Origin of the sequence: Nonomuraea sp. NPDC050733, assembly GCF_040654215.1 — a bacterium.
Lineage (GTDB): Bacteria > Actinomycetota > Actinomycetes > Streptosporangiales > Streptosporangiaceae > Nonomuraea.
Window position 1 is genome coordinate 1 of the sequence record NZ_JBFAHO010000054.1, and the last position, 26340, is coordinate 26340.

A 26340-nucleotide genomic window follows, 5' to 3' on the forward strand; every position below is an offset into this window, starting at 1 on the left:
GGGCAGTGCTGCTTCATCATGAAGGCCGGCAGCGCCACCTCGATCACCGAGTTCGACGCGTGGATGCTGCGCGACTGGTGGCGCCACCTGAAGAGTCGCTATGGCTACTAGAGTCACGGCAGTCCTCTGCCTCCTCCTCGCGCTCCTCGTAGCCCCCGCCGCCCACGCGGCCACCAAGACCGTGTACATCCCGTCGCGCTGGGCCAGCACCGGCGAGGTGCCGTGGGTCAGCTCCCGTACCAAGGAGTCGGCGAACTTCATCCTGCTGTGGGGCGACCGGTCGGGCACCGACCCCAGGTCGGCCCCCTCGCCGTACCGGTTCGACCCCGACAACATGCTCTCCCAGCTGGAGAGCCTCTACTCCTTCTACGTGAACACCATGAAGTTCACGCCCGAGACCGGCCTGCTGGCCCAGTACAAGATCATCGTCATCGTCACCACGACCTGGTCGAACGCGCCGCTCGACGCCTGGGCCACGGGCGGCTCCACCGACGGCAAGGTCGGCGTCATCAACATCGCCCCCGGCGCCGCGCAGCCAGGGTCCTGGGGTCTGGCCCACGAGCTCGGCCATGTCTTCCAGAACTACACGTTCCTCGGCAGGCCCGGCTACGGGCTGACCCACCCGAGCGCCGGGACGTTCTGGGAGGCCGGCGCCGAGTTCATGGCCATGCAGGTCTACCCCAAGACCGCCGCGGGCGACCTGACGAGGTTCATCCGCACCGAGAACCTCGCCTACAGCAGCAGCCGGCACCACTACGGGGCCTGGATGCTCCTGCAGTACATCAAGGACCGCGACGGCCTGGCCATGTTCAACCGCATCTGGAACGAGGCCCGCAACACCGAGCACCCGCTGGAGGTCTACCGCCGCATCTCGGGCATCGACCAGGCCGAGCTGAACCGGCGCGTCGGTGAGTACGCCCAGCACAACGTCACCTGGGACTACTCCAACCGGGCCGACGTCATGCCGTTCATCAACCGTCTGTACCCGTTCGTCACGGCCTACAACGGGGTGGCGGTGGAGCCCGTCAACGCCGCCGCCGGCCACTTCCGCATCTCCGACGCCCTCGCCCCGTCCGACTACGGCTACAACAAGATCCGCCTCGTCCCCAGCAGTGACGGCGCCCTCATCCGGATGCGCTTCAGGGGCCACGTCAACAGCGCGGCGCAGTCGGGCTGGTCGTACGGGTTCGTCGCGGTCAAGAACGGCGTCCCCCGTTACGGCCCCGTCACCAGCTCACCCAACGGCGAGGTGACCTTCCAGACCCAGCCGGGCGAGAAGGACGTCTACCTCGTGGTCGTCGGCGCCCCGGCGGCCGTGCACAAGTACGCCTTCCTCGACGGCTATCCGCGCAACTACCGCTACCCGTACCAGTTCCGCCTCCAGGGCGCCACGCCATGGGGATACGAGCCTGGTCACGTGCGTCCGGCCGCGCCGGGCAACGGCCACTGGCACTCCAACGGCGGCGGCTGGGTGGACAACCGGGCCAACGTGGCCGCCACCGCCTACGTCGGGCCCCGGGCCGCCGTCTACGGCAACAGCACGGTCAGCGGCAATGCTCGCGTCGAGGACCTGGCCTGGGTCAACAGCGGCGCCACCGTCACCGGCAACGCCGTGGTGAAGAACAGCGCCCTGGTCCAGGGAGGGGCCAACCTCAGCGGCAGCGTGGTCATCGGCGGCGACGCCGAGCCCGCCACGGCCTGCGGCTCGGGGACGTACCTGATGTTCAGTCCCGACCGCCGCTGCGACGGAGGCGCCGGCGAGGCCGACGTGAACCCGGCGCACCCGATCTTCAGCGACAGCGACCTCGCCTTCGGCGGCGGAGCGCCGAACTGACCTGACCCTCGACCCCGTGGCAGGGTCGCGGACGGGGGCCCGTCCGCGACCCTGGTGCGCCGCACCCCTCGCCACCTGGAGATATATTCGCCGCGGCTCGGGTACAGGACCGGATGCCGCCCCTTACGGGGTGCGCGTCCGTGTCTTCGACCGGAGGTGCCCATGGATCCGTCGCGTCAGGAGACCGGTGAGGTCACCGGTACCAAGGACAAGGACTACAACCTGATCTGGTTCGTCGAGAAGTGCCTCAGCAACGCGCTGCGGCTGGAGAGCTACATCGCCGACGCCGAACGGGCCGGCGACTCCGAGCTGGCGGACTTCTTCCGCAGAGCCCAGGCCGAGAGCCGCAAGGGCGCCGAGCAGGGCAAGGAGCACCTGCGCCGGCGGCTGGCCGGCTGACTTCGACCGGGTGACTCTGGCCGGCCTCTTCTCAGGACGGCCTCTCCTCAGGACGGCCTCTCCTCAGGACGGCCTCTCCTCAGGACGAGGTGATGGCCTCGATCGCCGGTCGGGGCGCCCGTCCGAGCAGCGCGCGCAGCTCGCCGCCCGTACGGCCGAGGAAGCCCGCGGCGATGGCGGAGTAGGTGCCGACCAGCATCGGCACCTGGAACGCCTCGACGCCGAGGGCGGTGACGCCGGCGCGGGCCTCGGCCAGCGTCCCGGGCTCGTACACGACGTGCTCGCCGTACGCCCGGGCCAGGTCGGCGCCGCCGACGGCGTGCTCGCCGACGAGCTCGTGGACGCGGCCCGCGTGGGCGGGCGCCTCGGTGACGACGAGCGCGGCGGCCTCGGCCAGGTCGGCGCGGGCCACGACGGCCGCCCGCCCGTCGCCCAGCGGCGCGGTGACCCTGCCGTCCGGCGACGGCGTCGTGAGCAGGGCCAGCAGCTCCGCGTAGAGGCCGTTGCGCAGGATCGTCCAGGTCAGCGCGCTGTCGCGCAGCCGGCGCTCGGTCCAGCGGTGCGGCAGCGCGTACGGCAGGTGGTCGCCGTCCGCGGTCAGGCTGGTGTAGACGACGTGGCCGACGCCGGCCTTCTCCGCCGCGGCGATCGCGGCCTCGTGGCGGGCGATGACGGTGTCGTCCTCGCCGTAGCCCGCGGAGATCAGCAGCAGCACGTCGACGCCCGCGAAGCCCTCGGCGAGCGTGTCCGGGGCGTCGAAGTCGACCCGGCGGACGGGCAGCGTCCCCCCGGCACGCTCGGGCGCGCGGGTGCCCAGGATCACGTCGTCCCGGCCGGACAGCCTTTCGGCGACGAGCGTGCCCAGCGCGCCGGTGGCGCCGGTGACCAGAATCATCGAAGTTCTCCCTGGCAGTAGGTTCTTCTTGGTAACCACGACCATGCTGCGGGTCCGGGCCGCGCGGCGGAAGGAGGCACTTCGATGTCAGTGGGGCACACGGCGGTAACCACCCAGCCCGTGGTCACGTGCGGGGGAGAGCGCGAGGACTGCGGCATACGCGAGGTTCTCGACCGGATCGGCGACAAGTGGTCGGTGCTGGTCGTCGTCGAGCTGGCGCAGGGGGTGCGTCGCTTCCGTCAGCTCCAGCGCGCGGTCCCGGGCATCTCACAACGCATGCTGACGCTCACCGTACGGCGGCTGGAGCGCGACGGAATGATCACGCGCACCGTCCATCCGACCATCCCGCCGCAGGTCGAGTACGCCCTGACGCCGATGGGCCACAGCCTGACCCACCTGGTCAGGACCCTGGCCGACTGGTCGGCGGAGCACCGCGACGCCATCGCGCTGGCTCGCCGCGACTGGGACGAGCTGAACCCCGGCTCCGGCGTGCGCTGACTGCGCTCGGGCCATGCGCGCCGGCCATGCGCCCGCCATGCGCTCCGGCCGCATGGGCGGGCGTCCGCGCGAGCCTAGCCGCGCAGCAGCGACTCCCGCCTGGCCAGCAGCTGCGAGTGCTCGGCCGACAGCTCGACAGTGCGGGACCGCAGGTGCGCGCCCATGTCCTGGACCCACTGGGCCGTCCTGGCGACTTCGGCGCGGGTGTTCGCGATGCGCTGATGCTTGAGCAGGTCGGTGATGATGTTGTCGAAGAACGTGTCGACGAACCACCGCGTGTCCACCTTGGGCAGGAGCGGACGTGCGGAGACGCCGACGTCGGCCAGCTCGCGGGAGAAGACGTCCAGGGCTCGCTGGGCGTGCCAGGCGGCCTGGTCGGCGGTGCGTAACTGGCCGTGCTCGATGGCGTCGGCGAACAGGCCGCCGCCGAGCATGTCCCAGGTGGAGGCGCTCCTGGCCGAGCTCAGATGGCGCAGCACCTGACGGAGCGCCTCATGCGCCGCCTGTCCGGCCTGCCGCGCCTCCGCGTGCTCACGCAGGTCCGCCGCCACCCGGTCCAGGGCGGCGCCGAGGTCGGCCAACTCCCTGGCGCGGGCGTCACCGCTGCCGGCGATCTGCCGCTCCTTCTCGGCCAGCAACGCCGCGTACTCCTCCGGGGCCGCCGCGAGCCCGGCCAGCTCCGCCTCGGCGGCGCGCGCGTCCTCCTCAAGCCGGGCCAGTCGAGCCCGGTGCCCCTCGACCCGCTGCCGGGCGGCGACCGCCTCGGCACGCTCGCGGTCCAGCCGCTCCGCGCGGTCGCCCAGCAGCCGGGCCAGGACGGCCGACAGCCCGCCTTCCAGGCGGGTGACGTCGTTCTCCTCCTTGGACAGCTCCTGCTCCAGGCCGGCCAGGGTACGGCGGGCGTCCTGGATCTGCTCCGCCGTCGCCTCACACAGCCGCCGCAGCTGATCCGCCCGGTGCACGCGGGCGGCCGCGTCCCGCAGCCGCCCGTCACGATCAGGTGAGCTCGTCACACCTCGAAGGACGAACGAGATACCCCGGACGTTCCACATCTCCGGCCCGGGTCGCCCGGTAGAGCCGCGCCGCTGGGGAAGGTGCCGTTCCCGAGGCCCGGCGGGAACCGCGATGATCGCGGTTGGATGGTGCGGCGAAGGTCGACATGTGGGGAGTGCGGTGGATGTTCCGGTCGCTGAGCGGTTGTCGGAGGACGATCCGGTTGTGGAGTCGGTGCTGACGGCGAGCCGCGCGTTGGTGGGGGTGGCGGCGCGGTCGATCGCGGCGGCGGGCGGGGACGTGACGCTTCCGCAGTACCGGGTGCTGGTGGTGATCGCGGCGCGCGGCCCGCAGCGGCTGGCTACCTTGGCCGACGCGCTGGACGTGAGCCAGTCGACGGCGTCGCGGATGTGCGATCGGCTGGTGGCCAAGCGCCTGGTGCGACGCAGCCGGCCCGCTGACGACAGGCGGACGGTCAGCATCGCGCTCACACCGCAGGGACGGGCGCTGGTGGACGGGGTCACCCGGCATCGCCGCGGCGACCTGGCGCGGATCCTGGGCCAGTTGACGCAGGATCAGCGGGAGGCGGTGGTGGCGGCCCTGAGCGCGTTCGCCCAGGCGGCCGACGAGGAGGCGGTGCCCGACATCTGACGGACGTTCCTAGTGCTGGGCCGGTGCGCCGCCGGACGGTGCCGGCGGAGGCGTGGGACCGCGTCGGGCCGGCCGGGCCAGCTCGCTCAGCGCCTCCTCCAGGGTCGGCATCGCGGCGGCAGCCGTGGCTCCCGCGGCGTCTCCGCTCCCTCCGGCCACGATCAGCCGGCCGCCCGCCGCCGCTGCGTATCGCGCGGCGTCGGCCAGCAGGGCATGGCCAGCGGAGTCGATCTCATCGGTCCGCGCCACGTCCACCACGACGAGCGGCGGCATGCGCGCGGCCAGGGCTCGTACCAGAGGGCGCTCGAGCGTGCCCGAGGTGTCGGAGGTCAGCAGGCCGCTGAGCGTGAGGACGATCACCGGGCCCACGTTCCACTGCTGCACCCGCAGGGCGGAGCGGTCCGCTGGGAGCGGTTGGTTCCGGCTCACGGCTGCCCTTCGATCGCACGACGCTTACACGCCGACCAGACTTCCCGGCTCACCGTCAACGACCGTAGCAGATCCTTGCCCTGTGCAAGAAACTTCGGAGGCGCGAGGTCGACGGCGCGCCGGTCGGCGGCGGTGCTTCTGACGTGCGCGGTCAGCGGTTACCGTCGGCCTGGTGAGGGTGTTGGTCACCGGCTCGGCCGGATTCATCGGCAGCCATGTCGCCGAGACCGCCGAAGCGGCCGGCCATGAGGTCGTGCGGCTCGACCTGCGCGACGGGCACGACGTGCGCGACGCCGCCACCCTGGACCGGCTGCTTCCCGGCGTGGAGACGGTCGTGCACCACGCGGCCAAGGTCGGGCTCGGCGTGGACGTGCGCGACCTGCCCGCGTACGCCGCGGTGAACGTGTACGGCACCGCCGTGCTGCTGTCGGGCATGGCCCGGCACGGCATCGGCCGGCTGGTCCTGGCCTCCTCGATGGTCGTCTACGGCGAGGGGGCCTACGACTGCGCCGAGCACGGCCCGGTCCGGCCGGGTCCCCGTCGCCCGGACGACCTCCGCCGCGGGCGCTTCGAGCCGGCGTGCCCGCGCTGCGGCGCGGAGGTGCGCCGGGCGGCCATCGGTGAGGACGCCCCGCCCGATCCGCGCAACGCCTACGCCACCACCAAGCTCGCCCAGGAGCACCTGGCCGCGAGCTGGGCACGCGAGACCGGCGGGACGGCGGTGGCGCTCCGCTACCACAACGTGTACGGCCCGCGGATGCCCCGCGACACCCCGTACGCGGGCGTGGCCGCGATCTTTCGCTCCGCGCTGGAGGCGGATCGCGCCCCCCGGGTGTTCGAGGACGGCCGGCAGACCCGCGACTTCGTCCACGTGGCGGACGTGGCGCGGGCGAACCTGGCTGCGCTCAAGGCGGCACCGGACCCGGGACGCCTGACCGCCTACAACATCGCCAGCGGCTCCCCGCGGACCGTCGGGGAACTGGCCGCCGCCCTGGCGTCCGCGCGCGGAGGGCCGCGGCCGGTGACGACCGGCGAATACCGGCTCGGCGACGTCCGGCACATCGTCGCCGCCTCCCACCTGGCCAGGGCCGAGCTGGGCTTCCAGGCCGCGATCACCTTCGAGACGGGGATGAAGGAGCTGGCCACCGCCCCGCTGGACGCCCCATGATCCACGGACCGGCCGTCGACGTGGTGCTGCCCTGCCTGAACGAGGAAGCCGCCCTGCCGTGGGTCCTCGGGCGAATGCCGCCCGGCTTCGCCCCGATCGTGGTCGACAACGGCTCGACGGACGGTTCGGCCCGGCTGGCCGCCGAACTCGGCGCGCGGGTGGTCAGCGAGCCACGGCGCGGGTTCGGCGCCGCCTGTCACGCGGGGCTGCTGGCCTGCGTCGCGGACGTCGTGTGCTTCATGGACGCCGACGCCTCCCTCGACCCGCGCCGGCTGCCCGACGTGGCGGCCCCGGTCCTCGCCGGACGCAGCGACCTGGTGCTCGGGCGGCGCGTCCCGCAGCCGGGAGCGTCCTGGCCCGCGCACGCCCGGCTGGGCAACGCCGTGCTGGCCGCAATCCTGCGCCGCCGCACCGGGATCGGCCTGCGAGACCTCGGCCCGATGCGCGCCTGCCGGCGAGCCGGCCTCATCGATCTCGGGCTGACCGACCGCCGCTTCGGCTACCCGCTGGAGATGGTGCTGCGGGCCGCCGCGGCCGGCTGGCGGATCGACGAGGTCGACGTCGGCTACCTCCGGCGTCATGGCCGTTCCAAGGTCACCGGCACCGTACGCGGCACCCTGCGAGCCGTCGCCGACATGCGCCAGGTGATGCGCGACCAGAGCCTCACCCGACCACGAGCGTCGGGATGATGACCGCCAGCAGCAGGACGAGCGTCCACATGGCGGGCGCCGAGCCGAGTGTCTGCTCCCGCAGGGCGGCCGCCCGCTCGGCCGCGACCTGCCCGCGGGTCAGCCACCACGGGCTGCTCCGCTCCTCCAGCCTCTGGTAGCCGATCCCCAGGACGGCGCCGAAAACCAGGTGCGCGATCAGCGACGGGAACGCCGCCGCCAGGTCGGCGGCCTGCCACCGCGGGTGCCCGCTCACGAGGAACGGCAGCAGGGTCAGCGAGCCCAGGATCCACCACAGGAACCCGTACGAGACGCCCCAGCCGATCCCCGAGGCGGGGTCGAAGCTCCGGCCGCGGAACAGCAGCGCGTACGACACTCCGATCACCAGGCCGGTCGGGATCGCCAGGGGACCGCCGAAGGCCGCGGCGACGAGGCCGCCCGCCCCGCCGAGGACCGCGCCGTACCCGGCCGCCCGCGACGCGGAGACACCGAACCGGCCGGGCCGCAGCCGGCGGACGTCGTCCTCGAACAGCAGCCGCCGCAGCCCGCCCAGCCAGACGAAGATCACGCCCGTGCCGGAGCCCAGCAGCAGGTGGCCCGGCAGGCCGGGCAGGGCGCTCCGGACCGCCTCGATCGACCAGTCCAGCCGTCCGTCGGCCAGCAGCGGGGGCAGCGTGAGAACCAGGACGATCCACCAGGCGAAGCCGTACACCATCCCCCTGATCAGCGCGGGCCCCGGGCCGTCCGGTTGCCTGCCGAAGAGCAGGGCGTACCCCGCTCCGACGGCCGGGGACGCGAGCAGCAGCTCGTACGGGATCTCGCCCACCATGACGCCCAAGCCGAAGATCAGCGCGGCCGCGGCCAGCAGCCCCGCCGCCGCCCCCTTGACGACCACGGCGAACCCGATCCGGCCGGCCCCGCTCTGTGGCCGCCAGGCGTACACGGCGGCGGTGACCGCACCGTACGCCATGTGACCGAACAGGCTCGGAGCCAGGCTCTGCCCGCTGGAGAGATCCCAGGTGACGGGCCGGCCGAGCAGGATCGGCAGGAGCGTGAGCGGCCCCAGGAACCACCACATCGCGCCGTACACCAGCCCCCAGAACAGCAACTCCGGCGCCTCGGCACGCTGGCGCTCCACGAGCAGGCCGAACACGGCTCCGATGATCGCCGCGAACAGCATGTGCACGGCGAACCCGAGCGCGGCCGAGTCGGTGCGGACGATCGCGGCGACAGTCGGCAGGAAACCGACCTGGGCCATGACGACCCCGAAGACCAGCCCGCCGCCCAGCCCGGACACCGCCCCCCTGATCACTGGACGTCCCTCGGGAAGGCCAGGTCGGTGACGACCCGGAGCTTGTTCACCAGCCTCGGCAGCTTGGCTAGGTAGACCACCCGCCACAGGGCCCAGGCCGCGAAGCCTGACAGCCTGCGCCCCAGAAGCTCCGCGACGGCCGTCCGGTGCCCCAGCGCCACCAGCGTGCCGAGTGCCTGGTAGCGGAACTCGGCGGGCCGCCCGCCCGCCAGGACGGCGGCGATGTTGTCGGCCACGGCCCGGCCCTGCCGCTGCGCGTGCTGGGCCGTCGGCGGGTACGGCGCGCCGTCCGGGCCGGGAATCCGCGCACAGTCGCCGACCGTCCAGACCCCTGCCCGTCCGGGGACGCGCAGGCACGCGTCGGCGTCCGGCAGGCCGGCGCCGAGAGGATGCGGCCGGTTGCCCGCCGTCCAGACCAGCGTGCGCGTCCGGATCTCCTCGCCCCCGCGCAACTCGACGGCTTCGGGCCCGGCTCCGGCCACCCGCGTCCGCAGCCGGACGTCGATGCCCCTGCGGGCCAGCTTCTGGTGCGCGTACGCCCCGAGCGTGGCCGGCAGTTCGGGCAGGATCCGGTCGCCGCCGTGCAGGAGCACGAACCGGGGCTCGGCGGGGTGGATGCCGGGATAGCGGTGCAGCACCCCGTGCACCAGGTCGAACAGCTCGGCGACCAGCTCGGCCCCGGCGAACCCGCCCCCGGCCACCACGAACGTGAGCAGCTCCGCGCGTTCGCCGCCGCCCAGGTCGGCGCGTTCGAGCAGGTCGAGCACGTGGTCGCGCAGGCGGGTCGCGTCGCCGACGGTCTTCAACGTGTACGCGTGCTCGGCCAGTCCGGGCAGCCCGTGGAAGGACGGGATCGAGCCGACCGCCAGCACCAGCTGGTCATAGGGGACCATGGCCGCGCCGGTGAGCCGGACCTGGCGCTTTTCGGTGTCGATGCTCTCGGCGCGGGCGTGCACGAACGACGTCTGGGTGAGGGTGGCCCGGACCGGCACGCTGACGTGGCCGGCCTCCAGCGCGCCGCCGGCCACGCCCGCCAGCATCGGGGTGAACAGCAGCGCCGTGGAGTCGCTGACGAGCGTGACCTCGGCACGCAGCCCCCGAGCGATGAGCCGGTCCAGGCGCCGGGCCGCGCTCCATCCGCCGAAGCCGCCGCCCACGATGACGACGCGCGGCGCCGCCGTACCGGCCGTCGTGAGGGCCGGAGCGGTGGCCGGGACGGGCAGCCTGCTCAGCGCGGCGAACAGCAGGACGCCGGTGATCCCGCCCAGCAGCACCTCGCCCACCAGCGCCCGGAACGTCCCCGGTGTGATGGTCCACGTGGGAGAACCGCCGAGCAGGATGGGGAGCACCGTCAGCTGCCACGCCACCCAGCCGATGAGGCCCACGATCAGGCCACACGCGAAGGCGTTGGCCAGGTTGTACAGCCGGGCGCCGAAGAACCCGCCCAGGACGGCGCCCAGCACCGCGGCCTGGCCGACGAACAGCACCCCCTGGAGCAGGTCGACCATGCCGTTGACCGCCATGAGGGATGCGACCAGCACCCCGGCCGCCGCCCCGGCCGCCAGGCCGAGTGCCACGGTCCTGGTCCTGCAGCGAGGGGCGAGGGCGGCCAGGCCGACCGTGCCCAGGACGAGCAGCAGGTTGCGGCCGTAGTCCTGCGGCAGGATCGACGGGTTGTCCGCCCGCCTGCCGAGCGCGAGCACGGTGGGCAGAGTCGCCAGCGTCACCAGGCCCGCGACGATCAACGCGGCGCGCAGCCACCGGTCCGCCCGGCCCGCCAGGACGATCCCGGCGAGCAGCACCGCAGGCGCCAGGACGAGGTCGTGGGCCAGCAGGACGCCGCCGAACCACAGCGCCCAGCCGGACGGGTTGCTGTCCAGCACGATCCCGGTCAGGCCGAGGACGACGAGAGCGCAGCCGAGCGCGTAACCGGCCCACCTCACGAGCCCCGCACCGTGCTTCATGAGACCCGCGCCGCCCTTCATGAGACCCGCGCCGCCCTTCATGAGACCCGCGCCGCCGCTCATGAGACCCTCACCGTCGCGACCCACTTGGTCTGCATGACGCCCGGCCGGTTGGGCGCGATCAGCCGGACGGGGTAGCCATGGTCGGCGTCGAGCGTCCGTCCGTTGATCTTCAGGGCGAGCAGGGTCAGCGGGTCGTTCCAGTGCGGTGGCCGCACCTCGCTGGTGCGGTAGTAGCCGACGCGTTCGAGCGACTCCACTGTCAGGAACGCCTCCGGCGAGCCTCCCGCGCGCCGGACGAGGTCGCGCAGCCGGACCCCCGTCCATTCGCAGCCCACGCTCCAGCCCTCCACGCACGAGATCGGCAGCCGGACCGTGTGCTGCGGCAGCCGCAGCAGCTCGGCGTAGCTGAGCGACAGCTCCGTGCGGACCGCTCCTGTCACGACCAGCCGGTACGCAGGGTCGCGGACCACCTCGGTGACTCCGGCGGCGACCGACGACCGGTTGACCGGCACGCCCTGTGGCCCGACACGGGGATTGCGCGGAGCCAGGACGGCCAGCTGCCCCAGCGGGGTGACGGCCTCGCCCACGGTGACGAGCGCGGCCAGGCCCGAGGCTGCGGCCACGGTGGTGAGGAACCGGCGCCGGCCGGGGTCCTCGACACGGGGCCACGCGTGCCGGCGGATCTTGGCCCACTCGTTGACGACGTGGACGATGAGCGCGCCGTACACGATGAAGGCGGTCCAGTAGTGCGCCTGGATGAAACCGAACGGCCACAGGTACGTGTAGGCGATGTTCATGAGCCCCGTGACCAGCTGGAACAGCGACCCGGCCACGAGCAGCAGGACGAACAGGCGCTCGGCGGCGTGCCCGGCCGAACGCAGCGGCGGCCACTGCCACAGCTTGGGGTAGACCGTCCACAGCTTGGCCAGCAGCAGCGGAACCGTGGCGATGCCGCTGATGACGTGCACGCCCTGCGTGACGCGGTAGAGATTCACCGGCCGTGACGGCCACAGCAGCCAGGGGGGCGGATGCTGCGTGAAGTGGCTGAACAGCCCGGTCGCGAAGGCGACCGTGAAGCTGATCCCCAGCCACATGCCGAGCTTCGCGGCGACCTGCTCCGACCGCAGCCGGCTGGAGAACCGGTCGGACACCTTGGCGGCCATCGTCTGGAGAGTCATGGCTGCGCTCCTCCTCGTGTCAGTGCGGGGGAACGATGTGACCGGCGTACGGCCCAGCCGGCTCCGACCGCCAGCGCCGCCGCCGCGTAGGCCGCCGTGGCCGGGCCGGACAGGTAGGCGACCGCTCCGGCCGCCGCCACAGTCAGCCATTCCCACCTGCCGTCCATGGCCACCATCGCGACCACCAGCAGCGCGTACCAGGAGTACGCCGGTGTGAACAGCAACAACAGCGACCCGGTGACCAGCAGCGCCCCGGCCCAGGGCCGCTCGGGGTCCCCCGCGCGCAGCACGTACAGGACGACCAGCCCCAGCAGCAGGATCGCGGCGAACGGCGCCCACGCGTCGGGCACCACGAGCCGCACCAACCCGTACCGGCCCTTGGCCGAGGGGTCGGCGTACTCCTCCTCCTGGACGTACCCGAACAGGTAGCCCAGCACCGAGCCCCGCGAGAGGAGCGCGTACGGCAGGTACGCCGCCATGACCACCAGCGCGGCCGGCACCATGACGACGAGACACCGCCGCCACGCCATCCCGTGCCTGAGCACGCCCGACAGGGCGCCGGGCAACGCGGTGGCGGGCAGCAGCTTGGCCGCGACCGCGGCGCCGAGCAGCGCCCCCCGGCCCCGCCCCTTGGCCACGCAGAACGCCAGCACCACCAGCAGCACGCCCAGGACGTCGACGTGCGCGTTGTTCACCGCTTCGACCGGCACGGCCGGGCACCAGCCCCAGTAGGCGGCGGTCCGCACGTCGCTCCACCGGCACAGCGCGAGCAGCACGGCGATCGCCATCAGCGCGCCCCCGAGCTGGAGGACCTTGTGCCGCGACCCCTCGGGCGAGAGCCAGTGCACCAGCACGAAGTAGCCCTGGGCGACCGGCGGATAGATCGTGTGCACGGCGGGCCGGTTCATCCGGGTGCACGCTCCGTCCCCGAGCGGAGCGAGCCGGGGCGCCGCGCAGTCGCCGGGGAAGAGCCAGTCATCCCGGAGGAAGGCCAGCTCCGGGTCCGCGGGGGCGTGGTCGTAGGGGGAGATGCCCGCCGCCTGCACCCGGCCGTCCCACGCGTAACGGTAGGAATCGGTGCTGGTGCTCGGCGGTGCCACCAGGCCGGTGGCGGTCACGGCGATGCCCCCGGCCACGACCAGGCCGGTGAGACGGCCTGCCGGCAGCGTCCGCGCCACCCACAGGGCGGCGGCGAACAGTGCCCACCCGGCCAGATACCAGCCGAGCAGGCCGGAGCCGCCGAGCGCCATCCTGACGAGGACGGCGACCAGGGCCGACAGTATCGCGACGGCGCACGTCATGCGCCCACCGGCGCCGTACCTGCTCACGCCGTCGAGCCTTTCACCATCGGAGCGGGTCGATGGGCTCCGCGGCACGAACGTCCGGAGTCTGTAAGAACTCCGCACGACTACCGCGAGGTCGGCCGACACATTCCCTTCGTACGATTCACACCCCGGACCACGCGCTCCTGAGAACGGCTCCGCTCTGTGTGACGCCTATGGCTCGCTCCCGCGCCTGCGCAGCCGCCCGAACGAACCAGGGGGGACACCGTTCCGGCATACGGCTGAGCCGCCGCCGGCACACCGGTCGTGTTCGCGCATGGCGCCTTCCCTGTGGCGCGGTCAAGCGGGTGGTCAGGTGGTGATGCGGTCGAGCCACTCGGCCAGCAGCGTCTTCTCGCCGGCGGTGAGCGTGTCGACGTGGGGGAGAGCGGCGTGCAGGGCGACGGCGGCGGTCACTGGTCCGGGTTGGCGTCCGATGGGCTGGTCGGTCGTGATCGCGGCGATGACCGCTTCGCGGGCCGTGGGTGACAGGGCAGGGTCGCGCTGATCTTCGGGCGTGGCGATGAGGGCGAGGGTCGTACCGGAGCCGGCGGCGTGGACGAGGCCGGCGGCGAGTGCCTCGGGCACCCGTAGGCGGCCTGCTTCGGCGATGCGTCGGATGTGGTCGGCCAGGATGTCGGCGGCGGCACGGGCGGCCGGTGAGGCGGCGGCGCCGGCGCGCGGCCGGCCGTACATGAGCGTGTAGAGGGCGGGCCGCGCCAGGCCGAGCTCGACGTGCAGGTCCCAGCCTCGGCGCAGGTCGGCTACGGGGTCGTCGGACAGCGGCACGGCGGACTTGGTGGCGAGGTAGGCGTGCAGACCGTTGGCCGCCACCGCGTCGAGCAGCCCTTGCTTGTCGCCGAAGAAGCGATAGATGGTCGGAGGTTGCACCCCTGCGGCGGCACTGACCGCTCGGGTGGAGACCGCCTCCTCGCCGCCCTCCCCGAGCAACTCCAGGGCTGCGGCGATGATGCGCTCGCGCGGGGAACTGACCTCTCTGCTGTCCACGGCGCCAACGATAACACAACTGTGTTTCCGACGTTATTAACAATGGTATGGTCATCGTCGTTCCACCGATAGCACCTGCGTCGGCGGGTTCGGCAGTCGTGAGAGGGAGAAGCGATGATCATCATCACCGGGGCAAGTGGCCAGCTGGGCAGTGCCGTCGTGGATCATCTGCTGCGGCTCGTGCCCGCCGAGCAGATCGGTGTCAGCGTCCGCGACCCGCAGAAGCTCGCGAGCCTCGCCCAACGTGGCGTGCGGGTCCGGCGCGGCGACTTCGCCGACCCCGCGAGCCTGCGGGACGCGTGCGAGGGCGCGTCCCAGGTGCTGATCGTGTCGGCGAACAGCACCGGCGCCGAAACCGTGCGCCAGCACCTCAACGCCATCGACGCCGCTGTGGCGGCAGGCGCCAAGCGCATCCTCTACACGAGCCACATGGGCGCCGACCCGTCGTCTCCGTTCCCCCCGATGCCCGACCACGCCGCCACCGAGGAAGCCCTGCGGGCGTCGGGGACGGCGTTCACCTCCCTGCGCAACGGCTTCTACGCCTCGACGGTGCCCCGACTGCTGCGGCACGCGCTGCACACCGGTGAGCTACGCGTCCCGCAGGACGGACCCGTCGCGTGGACCGCCCACGCCGATCTGGCCGAGGCCGCCTCACGCATCCTCGTCGACGGACGATTCGACGGCCGCACCCCGCCGTTGACCGGCCCGGACGCGATCGACATGAATCGCGTGGCCGAGATAGCGTCGCACATCACCGGCCGAGCGATCCGGCGCGTCGTCATCTCCGACGACGAATACCGGCATGATCTGCTTTCGGCCGGGCTGCCCGCACCGGCGGCCGAGATGCTGGTCGGCCTGTTCGCCGCCAGCCGGCGCGGTGACTTCCGACCCGCCGACCCCGCCCTGGCCACCCTCATCGACCGTCCCGCGACGACGATCGAGGACTACCTGCGCGGCTCCCTGCCCGCCACTGACAACTGACCGACGCCGACGGCCCCGTGCTCGTCGCGAGGCCCGTGACCTCGACGGACTACCTGCTGCACCGCCCCCGGCGGAGTCCCGTCGGTCGGGCCCATGCTTGCCCGTGCTGCTCGCGATTCCGGCCTACGCCGCCGAGACCGCCAGGACGTCCAAGGAGCTGGTGAAGATTCATGAACGATGCGGTGCTCCGGCGACCCTCAGCCAGGTACGTAAGGCGTTCGCGTCAGGTGGCGGTGGCCGCCTGAGGGATGGGCGAGAGCCGGTCGCGGGGGCACCGTAGCCCGGGAGTTCCCGAGTCGGCCCCGACTTCGTCCCTCCGAACTGCGAGGCCGATCGCCGCACGCGATCACGAATGTCGCCGGATGCGATCGGGAATGTCGCCGGACACGCCTCTCACCCGGCACCGCAGATCGAGGGGCGGTCCGCATGTCACCGGCCACCCCGTCGGTCCGAGGCGTCAGTGAACTCAAGTCTGTTTGCTGAGCAAATGGCGTGGTCGGTGCCAACGTTGCCAAGCTCGAGGGCTACCGAGCCTGGCCTCGTGTTCGGGCAACTCTCGGGCTCCCGTGATCTTCTGGCAAGCTCCTGGGATGCTCAAACTCACTGATTTCATCATCGACTGCCCGGACACCATGAAGCTGGCGGCTTTCTACTCCGAGGTGACAGGCCGCCCGATCAAGGGAGGCAGCCACGAGAACTGGGCCGGTATCCAATTCGGTGAGATCGAACTGGCCTTCATCCGGGTGGACGATTACCGCGCCCCGCAGTGGCCCGACAGCGAGCACCCCAAGCAGTTCCACCTCGACTTCGAAGTGGACGACATCGAATCCGAGCAGCGCCGCGTCCTCGAACTCGGCGCGACGCTGCAGCAGGACTTCATCGGCCCCGAAGGCTACGGCTGGCGGGTCTATACCGACCCGATCGGCCACCCCTTCTGCATGTGCCGCAACAAGGGTGTCATCTGGACCGACCAGGGCCCGATCTGGCCCAAGCACGACTAGGACCTGACTCAACGCGAGGTCGGCAGCCAGTCGTTGATGATGGCGATGTGGAGGCTGGCCTCCTGGCGGACGGCGAGTTTGTCGTAGCCGGTGGCGGTGTTGGTCGGTTGATGCCGCATTCGACGGCGTGACGGCCTCGGTACTCCTCGCAGCTGAAGCGGGGTGGACGTCTCCCGGCTCGCCTCGGTTCTTGCGGTGGTGGATCTGGTCGGCAGGTTCGGGGATCGTCGCGAGGATGCTACGCCTGCGTAGGTAGGCGCGGTTCGCGCGGGAGCTGTAGGCCTTGTCGTCGCGCACCCGGTCAGGCCGGGTGCGCGGACGACCGGCACCGATCCGGGGGACGTTGATGGCGTTCAGGACGTTCCGGAACTACGGCGAGTCACCACGCCGGCCTGCGGTGAGCAGCAGGAAGCGTCAGACGGCACCCCCCACCGTCGTCGGGCGCCGGTTCGCCTGGCACGTCGGGCGGCACCCGCCGCAGCACGCGGCGTTCGCCGTACAGCCTGTCTATACATGGCGAAATCGGGCTATCATCGCCGTATGGCGATTGAAGCTGAGGGTGGCCGATGTGTCAGCGCCGACATCACCGCCGGCATCTCCCCGGCGGCGGCGCTGTTCCATTCCCTGGCTGACGAGACCCGGCTGCGCATCGTGCAGCGTCTCGCGCGCGGCGAGGCCCGGGTGGTGGACCTGACCACCCAGCTCGCCCTGGCCCAGTCCACCGTCTCCAAGCACCTGGCCTGCCTGCGCGACTGCGGGCTCGTCGACTACCGCGCCGAAGGCCGCCAGTCCTTCTACTCCCTGACCCGGCCCGAGCTGATGGACCTGCTCGCCTCCGCCGAGCAGTTGCTGTCCGCCACCGGGCACGCCGTGGCGCTGTGCCCCGTCGCCGGCCCCGACAGCGTCGCCGGCGACGGAGGCACCGAACTGGTGGCAGGGGGGCAGTCGGCGTCATGAGTGCGCCGAACATGCCCGGCCCGGCCCCAGCCACAGCCCGGCGCGCCTTGTTGCGGCGCCGCATCCGGCTGCTGGTCGCCGCCACCATCACCTACAACGTGATCGAAGCCGGGGTGGCGATCACCGCCGGCACCCTCGCCTCCTCTGCCGCGCTGATCGGCTTCGGCCTCGACTCCGTCGTCGAGGTCGCCTCCGCCGCCGCGGTGGCATGGCAGTTCTCCGCCGCCGACCACGAACGCCGCGAGAGGACCGCGCTGCGCATCATCGCGCTCTCCTTCTTCGCCCTGGCCGCCTACGTCACCGTCGACGCCGTCCGGGCGCTGCTCGGCGTCGGCGAGGCGGAACACTCCACGCCCGGCCTGATCCTGGCCGCCCTGTCCCTGGTCGTCATGCCGTTCCTGTCGTACGCGCAGCGCCGCGCCGGCCGCGAGCTCGGCTCGGCCTCGGCGGTGGCGGACTCCAGGCAGACCTTGTTGTGCACCTACCTGTCGGCGGTCCTGCTCGTGGGCCTGGCTCTGAACAGCCTGCTCGGCTGGTCCTGGGCCGACCCGGTCGCCGCCCTGGTCATCGCCGCCGTCGCGGTCAAGGAAGGCCGCGAGGCCTGGCGCGGAGACGCCTGCTGCGCGGTGCCCGGCGGCGCGATGGCCCCGTCCGCCGACGCCGCCACACCCGCCCCGTGCACCGACGGCTGCTGCTCAGCTGCCGGTAAGGAACCCCGGTGATCGGCCGCCCGGATGCACCCGTCCCGAATGCACTCGTTCGGGTGCGCCCCGTCCGGACGTACTCCGGCCGGGTGCTTTGCAGTCGCGGCCGAAGCGCCGTATCCGCACCTCGCCGGGGCGAACGCGTCAGCGCGGCAGGAGTTTGAGCGTGGTGGCGCGGGCGGAGGCGGCGACCATCGGCTCGACGTAGCTGCTGTAGCGGCCGTACTTGGCGCGGTAGGCGGCGTCGACGCGGTCGTTGACGGCCGGGTCGGTCTCTTCGGCGAAGGCGACGTCCTTGGTGACGCCTGCGGCGCTGACCCGCCCGGCGTGGCTGGCGCGGGCGGCGCGAAACCACGCTCCGTCGCCGCCGCGCCAGGAGCGGACGAACAGCTCGTCGCCGTCGCGGACCACCCAGATGGTGGTGGGCGCGCGCAGGCTGCCGTCGTCGCGCCGCGGAGCGATGTCCAGCTCCTCGGTGCCGGCGATGCGCTGCAGTTCGTCGCTGGTCCAGACAGTCATGGGTGTGTCTCCTTCACGGGTGGGCTGAGAGCCGCTGATGAATCGGGCGGCGGCACGGACCCCGCGCACCGGAACGTGCGGCAGGGCGGAGCAACGGCCCGGCGGTCGATGCTGCAAGGCATCAGTGCTGTCGTGCCCGATTGACGCCGGCGGTCACCGACTCGGCGGCGCTTCGACGGCAGGGCACGTCAGTCGCGAGGGCCGCAACGCCGATCTCGGGGCCACCGCGGCCGAGGGTGGTGGTACGCGGCCGTCCTCCTGAGTGGGCGGGCCCTGGGCTCAGCCGTCGCGGACCGTCTCGGCCACCCGGCTCAGCAGTGCCCGCAGCCGCGCGCTCTCGTCCGGGCCGAGCTCATCGGTGATCTGCCGCTCGACCCCGGCGATCACCGCGTCGGCGGCGCGCAGCGTCTCCCGCCCGGCGTCGGTGAGATGCAGCTCCTGCACGTGGCGGTGGCGCGGGTGCTCGCGGCGCTCGATCTGCCCGCGGCCCTCCAGCCGGCTGACCAGCGACGCCACCGCCTGCGGGGTCACGTTGAGGCGTCGGGCCAGCTCGGCGCCGGTCAGCCCCGGCTCGGTGTGCACCGAGATCAGCAGCGAGTAGTGTGCCGCCGCCATGCCCAGTGAGCGCAGCCGCTGCTCCTTCAGCGCCTGCACCGCCAGCTCCGCGCGGCGCAACGCCCAGGTCAACCGGTCCAGCGCGTCGAGCCCGACGGGCTCCTCGTCCTTCAGCCCCATGACTGAAGGATACGACACTTCATACGTATCAAACGTTTGACACTTAGCCAGCGTTTGATGCACGCTGGATCCATGTCTCGCACTCTCACTCTGATCACTGGCGCCTCCTCCGGGATCGGCGCCGCCTACGCCCGTCTCCTGGCGGCCGACCGCGACCTCGTGCTGGTGGCCCGGCGCGCCGACCGGCTCGGCGACCTGGCGCAGGAGCTGCGCGCCGCCGGCGCCGCCGTCGAGGTGCTGCCCGCCGACCTCGCCACCCACGACGGCATCGCCACCGTGGGCGGCCGTCTGGCGGCCGGGGACGTCGGCATGCTGATCAGCAACGCGGGAGCCGGCGGCTACGCCCCGCTCGCCGACGTCGACGCGGCAGAGGCCGACCGGTTGCTCACGCTCAATGCCGTCGCTCCCGTCCAGCTGGCCCGCGCCGCCCTTCCCGGCATGCTCGCCGCCGGCGAGGGCGCCATCGTCACCGTCGCCTCGCTCCTGGCCTTCAGCGCCGGCCAGGACGATCCGCGCATGCCCCGGCGCACCCTCTACGCCGCCGCGAAGGCCGCGACCGTCGCCTTCACCCGCACCCTCGCCCACGAGCTCGCCGGCACCGCCGTCCGCACCCAGGTGGTCTGCCCCGGAGTGGTGGCCACGGAGTTCAACAACGGCGTCGGACGCACCGTCCCCTTCGCCATGACCGCCGAGGACGTGGCGCGGGCCAGTCTGGCCGGCCTGCGTCTGGGTGAGACGGTCTGCGTCCCGGGCCTGGAGGACCGGGCCGCCGCCCTCGACGCCCTGAACACCGCTGAGTCCGCCCTTCTGACCGGCGGCAACCGCCCCACCCCGGCCACCCGGTACGCCGGTCTATGACAAGTCTCTCAATGACCTCCTGCTCGGGGAAAGGGCGCGGTCGCCTCCTGGCTGGGCCGCCGAGCGGGCGCTCGTAGGGGAGGGGGTGTCCGCTCGATCGACGGGCCCCGTACGGACTGGGGGAGCGAGGGCCGCACCTGACGCGGTGGGCGGAGACGACCGGCGAAGCGGTCGCTCAGGGCTGGGCCCAATTATAAATCTACATTGTAAAGGCGCCCGGGTGCTGGCGGTGGCACAGCGGCCGCTGGCGGGCGGGGCGTTCGCCGAGGCCGCGAGTACGGCGGCCTGGCGGGCGAAGCCTTCGTGGGCGATCGTCGCCGGCGCCGACCAGGCGATCAACCCCGAGGTGGGGCGGTTCGGGGCGGAGCGGGCGGGGGCGACGGTCGTCGAGGTGGCGGGCGCCTCGCACGCGGTCGCGGTGTCCCGTCCCGAGGAGGTCGCCGGCGTGATCCGGGAGGCGGTCCGGGCCGTCTCGGCCTGAACACGCCGGCGTTCCTGCCTCCTACCGTCAGCGCAGGCGGGCCTCGATGGCCTCGATGATCCGCGGGCGCAGCTCGGCGGCGCTGATGACGGCGTCGACGGAGCCGACCTCGACCGCGCGCCGGATGTTGTGCACGCGGTCGAACTCCGCGGCCACCTCGCCGAGCTTCTCGGCGCGGACGGCGGAGCGGAGCTCGTCGAGCTCGGCGGTGAGGGCGGCGCGGTCGGCGCCGGTGGCGGCGGCGACGCGGGTCTCCAGGTCGCGTACGCGGGGGTCGGCCGCGGTGCGGGCGTTGACGTCGCCGGAGAAGACGGCGGCGGCGGCCGGGGCGCCGCCCAGGACCGAGGCGTAGGAGCCTTCCAGGGCGAGTACGGTCATGTTCGGGTTGAGCGCCTTGGAGAACACCACGAACGCGCCGCCGTGGTAACGGGAGATGACGCAGAACACGATGGGGCCGCGGAAGTTCACGATCGCGCGGCCGATCTCGGCGCCGTACTCCAGTTGCAGCTTGCGCATCGACTCGGGCGAGCCGTCGAAGCCGGACAGGTTGGCCAGCACCACGAGGGGCCGGTTGCCGCTGGCGGCGTTGATCGCTCGGGCGGCCTTCTTGGACGAGCGGGGGAACAGGGTGCCGGCGGTGTAGGTGTCGGGGCCGTCGGTGGGCGGGAAGCCGCGTCGCGGCACGGAGCGTGACTCGATGCCGAGCAGGCACACGGGGATGCCGCCGAGGTGGACGTCCTGGACGACCGCGGTCTCGGCGTCGGCCATGCCCGCCCAGCGCTCCAGCACGGGGTGGTCCTGGTCGGACAGTGCCCGCATCACGGTGCGGATGTCGAAGGGCTTCTTGCGGTCGGGGTTGGCCTCGGGGGAGAAGATCTGGCCGACGGCGGTGAAGTCGCTGCCGTCCAGGGCGTGCGGGAAGTCGGAGATGTCGCGGTTGACGGGGTCGGTGGTGGTCGCCCGTCGTGGTGCGCGCTCGCCGGGCGCGATGTAGGTGTGGTCGTAGTACGACATGAGGATGTGGCGCGCGGCGGTCAGGTTGGGCGCCCAGTAGTGGGCCTGCCCGTTGGGGCCCATCACCCGGTCGTAGCCGCCGATGCCGAAGTTGTCCTCGGCCGAGACGCCGCCGGAGAAGTCGAGTGCCTGCTTGCCGGTGAGGACCATCGCGGAGTCCGGCGTCATGATCAGGATGCCCTTGGTGTGCATGAGCATCGTCGCCTCGGCGTTCCAGTAGGGCTGGGCGCCGACGTTGATGCCCGCGACGACGATGTTGATCTCGCCGCCGTCCTGGGTGAACTCGACGATCCGCTTGAGCGCGGCGGCGACCCAGTCCATGTTCTCGGTGCCGGACTTCATGGAGATGCGGGCGCCGGAGGACAGGGCGTACCACTCCAGCGGCACGCGCATCCGCTCGGCGAGGTCCAGGGCGGCGATCACGCGGCGGCACTCGGGCTCGGACAGGGCGCCGAGTGACTTGGTCGGGTCGCCGAGCAGCACGACCCGGGTGACGCCCTCGGGGTGGCGCGGGGTCGGCGTGGTGACCACGCCGGCGACGAGGGCGGCGGTGTTGCGCCCCTTGGGCCGGTCGACCGGCACCAGCCGGTGCTGGTCGTCGAGGTCGTGCTCGGTGAAGTCGCCGAGCAGGCCGGTCAGTTCGTACGGGTAGACGGTGTTGCGGCTGCTGGCGCGCAGCACCTTCTGCCGGTAGTCGTCGAGCGGTTCGACGGGCTCGTCGGACGGCTCGCCGATGGTCAGCTCGGTGCCGCCGGCGGCGTCGAAGGAGATGCGGACGGCGACCTTGGTCAGCTCGCCGGTCCTGCGGTCGCGCTGTCGCGCGATGAACAGGATCTCCTCCAGCCCGGCGCCCGCGGTGGTGGGGCGTACGCGTCCGGCGATCATCTCGACCTCGGCGCGGGTGATGTCGATCGGCGGCCAGACGTAGACGACGATGCGGTTGGTGTTGAAGCGTTTGGCGGACGGTCGCAGTGCCTGGGCGCGGCGGATGGAGTCGAGGCAGGAGGCGATGGTGTCCTCGGCGGTCGGCAGCGCCACCAGCCGGCCGTCGTGCTCGCGCAGCTCGGTCAGGTCGCGTACCTGGGCGAAGGCGACGAGGCGGTCGTCGGAGGGGTTGTCGCGGGCCACGCACTGGAAGAGGTAGACCTCCTCGTCCGAGGACGGCAGGCGGGTGAGGTCGAACTTGCTCAGCCGCTCCAGCTGCATGCGCTGGGCGATGAACGGGTGCAGGCCGCGGATGAGCCGCTCCTCGGTCATCCCGGTGGGCGAGGGGCGGAAGGTGAAGTGGTGGTGCATCACCGCGCCGCGGCTGCCCGCGACCGTGGTCGTGAGCCTGCGGACCTGGCTGGGCAGCGGGTGGGCGCTGACGACCTCGTGCAGGGCGGCCGCCATCGCGTCGGAGTCCTGCGGCTGGTTCTCCCAGGCGAGGTAGATGTCGGCGTCGATGGCGTCCTCGCCGTCGGCGAGCTCGGCGAGGCCGCGCAGGGCGTCGCCCAGCGCCTCGAAGCCGACCGCGGAGGAGACGACGCATGAGCCGGCGCGCTCGGCGACCACGAACGTGCAGCCGGCGACCTGGCTGGTGCGGACGCCGGTGAGGCCCTTGTTGCCGTAGTAGCGCCGGGTCAGCACCTCCAGCATGGTGGCGTTGTCGAGGTTGTCGCGGATGAGCCGCTGGCCGAGCAGGCGCACCAGTGGTTCGGTGCTGCGGACCATCTCGGCGACGCGCTCGGCGCGGTCGGGGGCGTCGGGGTGGGCGTCCAGGTGGCGCAGGTGCTTGCGGACCCGGGCGTAGACGCTGGCGCGGTTGCGGCGCAGCAGTGGCTGGGCGAACCAGGCGAACACCACGCCGCGGGCGAGGTCGGCGACCACGGGGAAGCGGACCTGCGTCGCGGCGACGAGCCGCTCCAGGGCGAGGCCGGCGGGCTCGCGCAGGGCCTCGTCCGGCGGCGCCTCCCGCAGCCAGGCGCGCAGCAGGGTCGCGATGACGGTGGCGTCGGCGGAGGCGCGCTGCTGGGCGAGGAAGATGCGGAACACCGCGGCTTCGAGCTCGGGGGAGGGCTCCAGGGTGGTGACGCCGTAGTGGCTGAGGGCCTTGGCGAGCTTGGCCTGGAAGGACTGCGGGAGGCCGGCCCGTTCGACGTCGAGGCTCTGGAGGTAGGTGTGGAAGTACTCGCGGGGGCTGTGCACGTGGCTGTCGCCGCCGTCGCCTCCGTCTTCGCCTGCCGGGCGGTTGCGGCTCAGCTCGGCGAGGTCGGCGAACACGTCGATGAGTTCGAGCTCTTCGGCGAGCGGCCGGTGGCCGTCGTCGGTGGCCGCCTTGCGGGCGGTGAGGTAGTCGTCGAGGAGCCGGCGTTCGTCGTGCGGGTCGACGTCGAAGCCGAGCAGCAGGCTGCGCAGGTCCTCCTGGCCGCGGGTGGCGCGCCGGCGCGCCGGGACCTCGCCGGGAGCGGCCGGCAGGTCGAGCTGGACCGAGTGGGCGGAGCCGGCGGCGGCGTCCTCGGTGCCGTCGGCGAGCGGCTCGAGGCGCAGCAGCGGCGCGCCGGTCTCCACCTGGCTGCCGACGGACACGACGCATTCCGTCAGCCGCGCCTTGAACGGCGCCCGCAAGACGGTCTCCATCTTCATGCTCTCCAGCACCAGCACCGCCGCGCCGGCCTCGACCTCGGCGCCGACCTGCAGCGGGGTGGCGACGACGAGCGCGGGCGCGGGTGAGCGGACGACGCCGCCCTCGTCGCGGCTGATCCGGTGGGTCACGCCGTCCACCTCGACCAGGTGGGTGGGGCCGTGCGTGCCGGTGAGCAGGCGGTAGCGGGCGCCGTTGACGATGATCTGGCCGGTGTGCCGGTCGAAGCGGTCGAGCTCGACGTCGGCGATGCGGACGTCGTCGCCGGCTTCGACGCCGACGCGGAAGCGGTCCGCGCCGACCCGGGCGACGCGGACGCGGTAGGCGGCGCCGCGCAGTTTGAGGCCGAGCGGCCGGCCGCTCTGGTGCTGCACCTGGGGGCGTCCGCCGAACGCGGTCGACAGCAGCCGCTGCCGCTCGACGCGTTCCTCCTCCTCGTACGCCTCGATGGCGGCGGCGGCCAGCGCGACGGCGGAGTGGCGGTGGGAGACGAGCCGGCCTTCGCCGCGGACGCGGTCGATCCAGCCGGTGTCGGCGCTGGCGTCGATGACCTCGGGCTGGTCGAGCAGGTCGAGCACGAAGCTCTTGTTCGTCGCGCCGCCCTCGATGATGACCGTGGTCTGCGCCATGGCGCGGCGCAGCCTGCCGAGTGCTTCGTCGCGGTCGCGGCCGTAGGCGATGATCTTGGCGATCATGGAGTCGAAGTCGGCGGGGATGGTGTCGCCCTCGCTGACGCCGGTGTCCACGCGGATGCCGGGCCCGGCGGGCAGGTCGAGGCGGGCGATGCGGCCGGGGGAGGGCGCGAAGTCGCGGTCGGGGTCCTCGGCGTTCAGACGGGCCTCGACGGCGTGTCCGCGTTCCAGCGGCGGCTCGCCTTCGAGTCTGCCGCCGGAGGCCACCTGCAGCTGTGCCTTGACCAGGTCGAAGCCGGTGGTGACCTCGGTGATGGGGTGCTCGACCTGCAGGCGGGTGTTGACCTCGAGGAAGGCGAACTGCTTGTCGCCGGGGTGGTAGAGGAACTCGACGGTGGCCGCGCCGCGGTAGCCGACGGCGATGGCCAGGCGTTCGGCCGACGCCTTGAGCTCGGCCGTCTGCACGGGGCTGAGCACGGGGGACGCCGACTCCTCGATGACCTTCTGGTTGCGCCGCTGGATCGAGCAGTCGCGGACGCCGAGCGCCCACGCGGTGCCCTCGCCGTCGGCGATCACCTGGACCTCGACGTGCCGGGCGCCGGTGACCAGGCGTTCCAGGAACACGACGCCGCTGCCGAACGCCCGCGCGGCCTCCTGGCTGGTGCGCTCGTAGGCGTCGGCGAGTTCGGCCTCGTCGGTGATCACGCGGATGCCGCGCCCGCCGCCGCCGGCGGTGGCCTTCAGCATCAGCGGGTAGCCGATGCGGGCCGCGGCGGCCAGGGCGGCGTCCAGGGTCTCGACCGGGCCACGGCTCCACGGCGCGACCGGCACGCCGACCTCCTCGGCGATCAGCTTCGCGCCGATCTTGTCGCCGAGCTTGCGCATGGCCTCCGCGCCGGGTCCGACGAAGGTGACGCCGATCCTGTCGCACAGCTCGGCGAACGCCGGGTCCTCCGCGACGAAGCCCCAGCCGACCCAGGCCGCGTCGGCGCCGGTCTCCACCAGGGCCCGCTCCAGCACCTTCAGGTCGAGGTACGGCCGGGCGGAGGCGGGGCCGAGGTCGTAGGCGATGTCGGCCTCGCGCACGAACGTGGCGGTGCGATCCACGTCGGTGTGCAGGGCGACGGTCTCCATCCGTGTCCCGGTCTCCGCGGCGACGTCCCGGACGGCGTGGATGAGCCGCATGGCGGCCTCACCACGGTTGACGATGGCGACACGACTGAACACCCGACCGAGCCCTCCTGTAGACCAATGATGTGCGCGCCGCGACGCGGCGGCCCCCCGGTAGTCTCCACCCTTCCCTCTACCGGGTGGGCACCGCCATGTCGCAGACAGCGCACGTTACGCGGCCCGAGTTGTGGGAAAACCACCAAAACCGCGCCGGTTCGCCTGTCGGGCTCCGCGGCGGAAGGGTGAGCGGTTGGTCCCGAGGCCGTTGAGCACGGCTCCGCGGCCTCCTCTAGAGTGCTTTGCGTCCCACACGCGGCTGTGGCCCCCACCACGAGCACGAGCA

The 26340-nt window shown here is 72.6% G+C and carries 23 protein-coding genes; 12 read left to right on the forward strand and 11 right to left on the reverse strand.

The window, feature by feature from the left end; translation table 11 throughout:
* Positions 1 to 100 precede the first annotated feature (100 nt).
* Positions 101 to 1834, forward strand: coding sequence for a DUF6055 domain-containing protein (locus AB0H64_RS41065; protein WP_357636262.1), 1734 nt, complete (start codon positions 101 to 103; stop codon positions 1832 to 1834).
* 162 nt (positions 1835 to 1996) lie between these two features.
* Positions 1997 to 2233: a hypothetical protein gene (locus tag AB0H64_RS41070; protein WP_357636265.1), complete on the forward strand. Its 237-nt coding sequence runs from the start codon at positions 1997 to 1999 to the stop codon at positions 2231 to 2233.
* A 79-nt stretch (positions 2234 to 2312) separates the two neighbouring features.
* Here AB0H64_RS41070 and AB0H64_RS41075 read toward each other — a convergent pair whose 3' ends face one another.
* Entirely contained in the window at positions 2313 to 3128 is an 816-nt protein-coding gene (locus AB0H64_RS41075; RefSeq protein ID WP_357636267.1) for an NAD(P)H-binding protein, read from the reverse strand.
* A gap of 84 nt (positions 3129 to 3212) precedes the next feature.
* Between AB0H64_RS41075 and AB0H64_RS41080 the strand changes: the two genes are divergently transcribed.
* Complete coding sequence (locus AB0H64_RS41080; RefSeq protein ID WP_357636269.1) at positions 3213 to 3626, forward strand: helix-turn-helix domain-containing protein; 414 nt, start codon at positions 3213 to 3215, stop codon at positions 3624 to 3626.
* 74 nt (positions 3627 to 3700) lie between these two features.
* On the opposite strand, the gene AB0H64_RS41085 is transcribed toward AB0H64_RS41080, so the two are convergent.
* Positions 3701 to 4639, reverse strand: a complete 939-nt coding sequence (locus tag AB0H64_RS41085) for a hypothetical protein (protein WP_357636272.1) — start codon at positions 4637 to 4639, stop codon at positions 3701 to 3703.
* A 160-nt stretch (positions 4640 to 4799) separates the two neighbouring features.
* Between AB0H64_RS41085 and AB0H64_RS41090 the strand changes: the two genes are divergently transcribed.
* Complete coding sequence (locus tag AB0H64_RS41090; protein ID WP_357636275.1) at positions 4800 to 5270, forward strand: MarR family transcriptional regulator; 471 nt, start codon at positions 4800 to 4802, stop codon at positions 5268 to 5270.
* 9 nt (positions 5271 to 5279) lie between these two features.
* Here the strand turns inward: AB0H64_RS41090 and AB0H64_RS41095 are convergent, their stop codons facing one another.
* The gene (locus tag AB0H64_RS41095; protein ID WP_357636278.1) at positions 5280 to 5699 is read right to left on the reverse strand and encodes an STAS domain-containing protein; all 420 of its coding nucleotides are present in this window, start codon (positions 5697 to 5699) and stop codon (positions 5280 to 5282) included.
* A 172-nt stretch (positions 5700 to 5871) separates the two neighbouring features.
* Between AB0H64_RS41095 and AB0H64_RS41100 the strand changes: the two genes are divergently transcribed.
* Entirely contained in the window at positions 5872 to 6867 is a 996-nt protein-coding gene (locus tag AB0H64_RS41100) for an NAD-dependent epimerase/dehydratase family protein (RefSeq protein ID WP_357636280.1), read from the forward strand.
* Positions 6864 to 7556: a glycosyltransferase family 2 protein gene (locus AB0H64_RS41105; RefSeq protein ID WP_357636282.1), complete on the forward strand. Its 693-nt coding sequence runs from the start codon at positions 6864 to 6866 to the stop codon at positions 7554 to 7556. Before AB0H64_RS41100 ends, AB0H64_RS41105 begins: the two co-directional genes overlap by 4 nt.
* Here AB0H64_RS41105 and AB0H64_RS41110 read toward each other — a convergent pair.
* The 5 genes from AB0H64_RS41110 to AB0H64_RS41130 form a co-directional block, all read right to left on the reverse strand.
* Positions 7531 to 8847, reverse strand: coding sequence for a hypothetical protein (locus AB0H64_RS41110; protein ID WP_357636284.1), 1317 nt, complete (start codon positions 8845 to 8847; stop codon positions 7531 to 7533). The two genes, AB0H64_RS41105 and AB0H64_RS41110, sit on opposite strands and share 26 nt — an antisense overlap.
* The gene (locus AB0H64_RS41115; protein WP_357636287.1) at positions 8844 to 10874 is read right to left on the reverse strand and encodes an NAD(P)/FAD-dependent oxidoreductase; all 2031 of its coding nucleotides are present in this window, start codon (positions 10872 to 10874) and stop codon (positions 8844 to 8846) included. The genes AB0H64_RS41110 and AB0H64_RS41115 overlap by 4 nt, the downstream gene beginning before the upstream one ends.
* Positions 10871 to 11992, reverse strand: coding sequence for a molybdopterin-dependent oxidoreductase (locus AB0H64_RS41120; protein WP_357636289.1), 1122 nt, complete (start codon positions 11990 to 11992; stop codon positions 10871 to 10873). Before AB0H64_RS41120 ends, AB0H64_RS41115 begins: the two co-directional genes overlap by 4 nt.
* On the reverse strand, positions 11989 to 13320 hold the full coding sequence (locus AB0H64_RS41125; RefSeq protein WP_357636292.1) for a glycosyltransferase 87 family protein: 1332 nt from the start codon (positions 13318 to 13320) through the stop codon (positions 11989 to 11991). Before AB0H64_RS41125 ends, AB0H64_RS41120 begins: the two co-directional genes overlap by 4 nt.
* Positions 13321 to 13626: 306 nt before the next feature.
* Positions 13627 to 14322 (reverse strand): TetR/AcrR family transcriptional regulator, encoded by a 696-nt coding sequence (locus tag AB0H64_RS41130; RefSeq protein WP_357636295.1) that lies wholly within the window; start codon positions 14320 to 14322, stop codon positions 13627 to 13629.
* A 114-nt stretch (positions 14323 to 14436) separates the two neighbouring features.
* On the opposite strand from AB0H64_RS41130, the gene AB0H64_RS41135 reads away from it, so the two are divergent.
* The 4 genes from AB0H64_RS41135 to AB0H64_RS41150 all read left to right on the forward strand — a co-directional run bounded on the left by AB0H64_RS41135 (position 14437) and on the right by AB0H64_RS41150 (position 17983).
* On the forward strand, positions 14437 to 15303 hold the full coding sequence (locus AB0H64_RS41135; RefSeq protein WP_357636298.1) for an SDR family oxidoreductase: 867 nt from the start codon (positions 14437 to 14439) through the stop codon (positions 15301 to 15303).
* 590 nt (positions 15304 to 15893) lie between these two features.
* A complete protein-coding gene (locus AB0H64_RS41140; protein WP_357636301.1) occupies positions 15894 to 16304 on the forward strand; it encodes a VOC family protein in 411 nt (136 codons plus the stop codon).
* A gap of 540 nt (positions 16305 to 16844) precedes the next feature.
* On the forward strand, positions 16845 to 17261 hold the full coding sequence (locus tag AB0H64_RS41145) for a metalloregulator ArsR/SmtB family transcription factor (protein WP_357636304.1): 417 nt from the start codon (positions 16845 to 16847) through the stop codon (positions 17259 to 17261).
* Entirely contained in the window at positions 17258 to 17983 is a 726-nt protein-coding gene (locus AB0H64_RS41150; protein ID WP_357636306.1) for a cation transporter, read from the forward strand. Before AB0H64_RS41145 ends, AB0H64_RS41150 begins: the two co-directional genes overlap by 4 nt.
* A gap of 126 nt (positions 17984 to 18109) precedes the next feature.
* Here the strand turns inward: AB0H64_RS41150 and AB0H64_RS41155 are convergent, their stop codons facing one another.
* Together AB0H64_RS41155 and AB0H64_RS41160 are read right to left on the reverse strand one after the other, a co-directional pair.
* The gene (locus tag AB0H64_RS41155; RefSeq protein ID WP_357636309.1) at positions 18110 to 18484 is read right to left on the reverse strand and encodes a DUF2255 family protein; all 375 of its coding nucleotides are present in this window, start codon (positions 18482 to 18484) and stop codon (positions 18110 to 18112) included.
* A gap of 279 nt (positions 18485 to 18763) precedes the next feature.
* Positions 18764 to 19219, reverse strand: a complete 456-nt coding sequence (locus AB0H64_RS41160) for a MarR family transcriptional regulator (RefSeq protein ID WP_357636311.1) — start codon at positions 19217 to 19219, stop codon at positions 18764 to 18766.
* A 72-nt stretch (positions 19220 to 19291) separates the two neighbouring features.
* Between AB0H64_RS41160 and AB0H64_RS41165 the strand changes: the two genes are divergently transcribed.
* Both AB0H64_RS41165 and AB0H64_RS41170 read left to right on the forward strand, forming a co-directional pair.
* On the forward strand, positions 19292 to 20077 hold the full coding sequence (locus AB0H64_RS41165; RefSeq protein WP_357636314.1) for an SDR family NAD(P)-dependent oxidoreductase: 786 nt from the start codon (positions 19292 to 19294) through the stop codon (positions 20075 to 20077).
* Positions 20078 to 20162: 85 nt separating this feature from the next.
* Positions 20163 to 20558 (forward strand): alpha/beta fold hydrolase, encoded by a 396-nt coding sequence (locus AB0H64_RS41170; RefSeq protein WP_357636317.1) that lies wholly within the window; start codon positions 20163 to 20165, stop codon positions 20556 to 20558.
* Between the two features lie 27 nt (positions 20559 to 20585).
* On the opposite strand, the gene AB0H64_RS41175 is transcribed toward AB0H64_RS41170, so the two are convergent.
* Entirely contained in the window at positions 20586 to 26054 is a 5469-nt protein-coding gene (locus AB0H64_RS41175) for a carboxyl transferase domain-containing protein (RefSeq protein ID WP_357636320.1), read from the reverse strand.
* Positions 26055 to 26340: the final 286 nt, after the last annotated feature.